The sequence below is a fragment of the Kitasatospora sp. LaBMicrA B282 genome (assembly GCF_050325825.1).
Taxonomy (GTDB): Bacteria; Actinomycetota; Actinomycetes; order Streptomycetales; family Streptomycetaceae; genus Kitasatospora.
The window spans coordinates 1-4,340 of the sequence record NZ_JBNQTI010000309.1 but is presented as its reverse complement, the minus strand read 5'-3'; the positions used below and the strand labels follow the sequence as shown (position 1 = coordinate 4,340).

Annotated in this window: 1 protein-coding gene and 1 pseudogene; one reads left to right on the top strand and one right to left on the bottom strand. The window is 77.6% G+C overall.

What is annotated here, in order from left to right; all coding sequences use genetic code 11:
• Positions 1 to 2,211 (top strand): ATP-binding protein (locus tag ACQRUO_RS38770; RefSeq protein WP_428320888.1); only part of this gene is annotated, 2,211 nt, incomplete at its 5' end.
• A gap of 86 nt (positions 2,212 to 2,297) precedes the next feature.
• Here ACQRUO_RS38770 and ACQRUO_RS38765 read toward each other — a convergent pair.
• A pseudogene (locus tag ACQRUO_RS38765) lies at positions 2,298 to 4,340 on the bottom strand (hypothetical protein); the annotation flags it as partial.

Sequence of the window (4,340 nt, the reverse complement as noted above, 5' to 3'; positions counted from 1 at the left end):
GGGCCGGGCGCAGCGGCCACGACCGCCGAGCGGGTCGAGCGGGCCCGGCCGGCCGGGGCGGCACCGGCCGCCGGTTCGTCGACCGGGAACGGCCCGGCCGGGTACCCGCCCCGCAACAGCCTGCCGCGCGACGTGGCCGACTTCACCGGCCGCGGCCCGGAGCGGGACCGCCTGCTGGCGGCCGCGGCGGCCCCGGCGACCAGCGCCGTCGTGATCTCCGCGATCGACGGGATGGCCGGGGTCGGCAAGACGGCGCTGGCCGTCCACGTCGCCCACACCCTGGCCGAGCAGTACCCCGACGGCCAGGTCTTCATCGACCTGCACGGCTTCACCCCGGGCCAGCGTCCGCTGGAGCCCGGCACCGCGCTGGCCCGGCTGCTGCGCGCCGTCGGGGTGAGCGAGGACGCCCTGCCCGCGGACCCCGAGGAGCGGGCGCTGCTCTGGCGCGGCGTGGCCGCCGAGCGTCGCCTGCTGATCGTCCTGGACAACGCCGTGGACGCCGCGCAGGTCCGGCCGCTGCTCCCCGGCTCCCCCGGCAGCCTGGTCCTGGTCACCTCGCGGCGCCGGATGCCCGCGCTCGCCGGAGCCGGCGCGCTCTCGCTCGACGTCCTCGAACCGGCCTCGGCCGTCGACCTGTTCGGCCAGATCTGCGGCCCGGACCGGACCGTCGGCGAGGAGGACGCCGTCGCCGCGATCGTCCGGCTCTGCGGCTACCTGCCGCTGGCCATCCGGATCACCGCCGCCCGCCTGGCGCACCGCGGCACCTGGACCCCCTCCCACCTGCTCGCCCGGCTCCGGGACCGGATCAGCCTGCCCACCGAACTCAGGACCCAGGACCAGAGCGTCGCCGCCGCCTTCGCCGTGTCCTACGACGCGCTGGCCCCCGACCAGCAGCGACTCTTCCGCCTCGCCGGACTGCACCCCGGCGACGACTTCTCCGCCTACGCCCTGGCGGCGCTCGCCGACCTGCCGCTGACCGAGACCGAGGACCTGGTCGAGGAGCTCCACGACCACCACCTGCTGATCGAGCAGTCCCTGGGCCGCTACACCTTCCACGACCTGCTGCGCCAGCACGCCCACGGTCTGGCCCGCGCCGAGGAGTCCGAGGCCGGCCGGCAGGCCGCGCTGGAGCGGCTCTTCGCCTACTACAGCCACACCGCCGCCGCCGCGGCGGACATCCTCTACCCCCACGAGTCGCACCGGCGCCCGCACCCGCCGGCGCCCGCCACGCCCACCGACCCGCTGCGCGGTGAGGAGAGCGCCCGCAGCTGGCTCGACACCGAGCTGAACAACCTGATCACCGCCGGCACCCACCCCGTCGCGGCCGCCACCCGGCACAGCAGCGACCTCTCCGCGATCCTGGCCCGCTACCTGGACCACTACGGCCACTACGGCAAGTCCGTGGTCCTGCACGCCGCGGCGGCCGAGTCCACCACGGCCACCGGCAACCCGGCCGGGCACGCCACCGCCCAGACGAACCTGGCGGGGTCGTACTGGCTGCTCGGCCGCTACCCGGACGCCATCGACTGCTTCCAGGCCGCGCTGCTCGGCTTCCGCACCATCGGGGACCAGGCCGGAGAGCGCCGGGTGCTGACCAACCTCGGGGTGACCTACGCCCACCTGAGCCGCCATCAGGAGGCCATCGACCACCTCACCCGGGCGATGGCCTCCTACCGGGCGGCCGGCGACCGCGCGGGCCAGGTGATCGTGCTGAACAACCTCGGCTCGACCTGCGAGCAACTGGAGGACTTCGAGCAGGCGGCGCAGTACCACCGTCAGGCCCTCGCGCTGGCCCGGGAGGTCGGCGACCACGTCACCGAGGGAAAGGCCCTGGCCAACCTCGGGATCACGCTGCACCGCCTCGGCCGGCCGGTCGAGGCCGCGGAGATGCTGCACCAGGCCCAGGCGATGGCCGCCCACGCCGGCGACCGGACCCGCCAGCTGGTCGCCCTCAACGGTCTCGGCGACGTCGCCCGCGCCACCGACCCCGCCCGGGCCCTCGCCAGCCACCGGCAGGCCCGCGAGATCTGCGCCGCGATCGGCGACCGGTTCTCGCTGGCGGGCTGCCACCTGCGGATCGGCGACGACCACCAGGCGATGGGCAACCCCGAGCTGGCCCGGGCGGAGTGGGAGCGGAGCGCCGCGCTGTACACCGAACTGGACGCGACCACCCAACTCGAGACGGTCCGCGCCCGACTCGCCGGGCACTGACCGCCGGGCCGGGCGGGGCTGCGCGTCGGTCGGTCGGCGGTGGGTCTGTCGGTCGGCGGTGCGTGCGTCGGTCGGCAGTGAGTCCGTCAGCCGGCGGTGAGGCGGAGGTTGGCGAGCAGGCGGGTGCCGTCGGAGCTCAGGGCGATCAGCCGGCCGTCCCGGTGCCAGACGGTGGCCGTGCTGCCGTGGTGGCGCAGGCCGAGCCCGGCCGGATCCGCGGCGGGGAAGTGCAGGCGGGCCGCCGTGGCCAGGTCCCGGCCGGTGCCGACCGCCGCGGTGGCGGCGCCGTCGGGAGTCGCGGTCAGCACCGCGGACAGGTCGCCGTCGGCCAGCACCGCGGCGGCCGGGCCGTCGGCGAGAGCGGTCCGGCTCTGCGCCTGCTCGCCGTAGCGGATCAGCTCCGTCCCGTCCGGGGTGAGGGCCAGCAGCGTGCCGTCGGCGAGCAGCGCGGCGGGCCGCGGCGAGTCCGCCAGCGACAGCCGCGAGCGCAGCTGCCAGCCCGGCAGGTCCCAGCGCCACCGCTCCAGCAGCGGGGCGGTGGCGACCACGGCGCTGCACCGGCCCGGCGTGCGGGCGAGCGGGCTCGACAGGAAGGAGCCGTCGCCGAGTTCACGCCAGACCACGGTGGGCCGGGGCGCCAGGGTGTCGAGGACCGCGATGCCGTCCTCGTCGACCGTGCTGAGCAGCCGACCGTCGAAGGAGGACGGGAGGTCGCGGACCCGCAGGGTGGTCCAGGGCCGGATCCTTCGGGTGGCCAGGTCCAGGCGGGCGATCTCGCTGGTCTGCCCGTAGCGTGCGACCAACAGGGCCGTGCCGCCGTGGTCGGCGACCACGAGCCGGTCGGCCGGGGTGTCCCAGCGGGCCCGGGTGCGGCCGTCGGCGGCGAGCAGCCGGACGCCCGCCTGGCCGCAGGCGACGAGCACCGAGCCGGACTCCAGGGCGACCGCGTCGCAGACCGGCAGGCGGCCGGGCTCCGGGTCCGCGCCGATCGTCAGCGGCGCTGCGGCGGCGGCCGGGGCGGGCCGCGGCGGGCGCAGGTCGGCCGCGGCGAGCGGGTCGGCCCGCTTCAGCAGGTCGCCGAAGAGCCGGCGCCCGGTGGGGGCGGCGAGGTCGGGCCCGAAACCCTGGTCCCGGACCAGGGCCCGGGCGGCCGCGGTCGCGATCTCGCGGTCCAGGGCCGGGTCGTTGCCCGGCAGGCGGGCGAGGGCTGCCGCCAACTGGGCCCGCTGCCCCCGGTCCTGCGGCTCGCGGCCGTCGAGGATGCTCAGGGTCAGTGACGCGCTCGCCCCGCCCGCGCCGAGCGCCAGCAGGTGGGCGAGGGAGCGGGCGCGGGTCGGGCCGCCGAGCGCGACGCCGTCGCGCAGATCGCCGGCGACCAGTGGTCGCAGGCGCTCGTCGGGCCAGGCGGCCTCGACGGCACCGAGCCGGTCGCCGGCCGCCTGGCAGGAACGCACCCAGGCCGTGCGGAGTTCGCGGGCAGCGTCCTGATCGAGCTCCGCCAGGCGCTGCACGGTGGCCGCGAAGGCGCCGTGCCGCTGGGCGATCCGTACGGCGCGGTCCCGGTCGCCGGCCTGCCACCACAGCCGGACCGGCAACTCGGGGTCCAGGCCCCGCCCTTCGGCCAGCTCGGCGGCGCTGCGGTGGCGGCCGTGCCGCTCCAACAGGGCGACCGCCTCGGCCGGGGCGGCGAGCAGGTCCGCCAAGGCGAAGGCCGCCTCGTCGATCCGGCCCTCCTGCTCCAGCGCCTCGGCCGCCGCGCGGTAGAGCTCGGTGAGGTGCTGATGGACCGTCGGGGTGGACACCGCCGGGGTCGGGCCCCCGGGGGTGCGGTGGGGATCGGCTCGGAGCTCGCCCGTGCGGCGCTGCGGCAGGGCGAGCGTGAGCCAGCGCTCCTGGTCGGCGCCCTTCGCGTCGCCGAGGGCGACGGCGTCGCGCAGGGCGTCCTCCCAGCGGCGCTGCTGGAAGGCCTGGGACAGCTCCCGCAGGTAGCGGGCGTGCCGGCCGCGCACCATCCGCGCGGCGGGGGTGCGCAGCGCGAACGCGGCGAGCAGGCCGGCCAGCGGCGCCCAGGCGGGGCGCCGGGACCGACCGCCGCTGCGCGAGCGACCGCGGGCACGCGACCGACCGCC